The sequence below is a fragment of the Bradyrhizobium sp. dw_78 genome, from assembly GCF_018449525.1.
GTDB lineage: Bacteria > Pseudomonadota > Alphaproteobacteria > Rhizobiales > Xanthobacteraceae > Bradyrhizobium.
The window spans coordinates 1-1,035 of record NZ_JAAVUS010000026.1 but is presented as its reverse complement, the minus strand read 5'-3'; the positions used below and the strand labels follow the sequence as shown (position 1 = coordinate 1,035).

At 60.2% G+C, this 1,035-nt stretch carries 1 protein-coding gene; it reads left to right on the top strand.

Features of this window, described 5'->3' with window-relative positions:
* Positions 1-83: 83 nt before the first annotated feature.
* Positions 84-1,035, top strand: a 952-nt coding sequence (locus tag HB630_RS28180) for an IS481 family transposase (RefSeq protein ID WP_213776001.1), incomplete at its 3' end; no start/stop codon positions are given.

Genomic DNA, 1,035 nt, shown 5'->3' with positions numbered 1-1,035 from the left:
TGTGGTCTTTCAGGAGGTTGTCCATCTGACCTGAACCGAGGAAGCTGAGGTTGCGAAGCTTCAGTGTTCCAAGGAAAGGCCAGATGAACAGTCATAAGAATGCGCCTCTGACGCCCAAAGGTCGAGAGGCCATGGTGCGTAGTGTGACCGAAGGCAGCTTGAACAGGGCTGCGGCAGCGCGCCAGTTCAATACGACAGCGAAGACCGTTGCCAAATGGGTCGAGCGGTTCCGCGCGGAAGGCGTGGAAGGGCTACGCGACCGCTCCTCAAGGCCTCTTTCGTTGCCAAGCCAAACAGCGCCTGCCACATGCGCTGCCGTTGAGGCTTTGCGCCGGCAACGCCACACCGGTAAGCAAATCGCGGCGGAAGTCGGCGTTTCTCCGGCTACCGTCAGCCGCATCCTGCAGCGGTTGGGATTAAATCGGATACGCGACCTGGAGCCGGCCGAGCCCGTGCGCCGTTATGAGCGCGCCGTCCCCGGTGAGATTATCCATATCGATATCAAAAAACTCGGTCGCTTCGACAAGATCGGCCACCGCATCACCGGCGATCGAACCGGCCAGAGCAACAGCCGCGGTGTCGGCTGGGAGTTCGTCCACGTCTGCATCGACGATCATTCCCGCGTCGCCTTCTCCCAGATCAAGCCCGACGAGAAGGCGGATAGCGCCGTTCCTTTCCTCAAGGCGGCTGTGGCCTACTACGCCAGCCTGGGCGTTACCGTCACCCGCGTCATGACCGACAACGGCAGTTGTTACAAAGCCTTCGCCTTCCGCAACGCCTGTCGCGACCTCGGCATCAAGCACATCCGCACCAAGCCCTACACACCTAAAACCAATGGCAAGGCCGAGCGCTTCATCCAGACCGCCCTCAGGGAATGGGCCTATGCTCAGGCCTACCCCACGTCGAACCACCGTGCTGAGGAGCTCCCGACTTGGTTGCATCAATACAACTGGCATCGGCCTCACGGTGGGATAAAATCTCAAACACCGATCAGCAGACTCGGCCTGTCCGAGGACAACCTGTTGAGGCTCCACA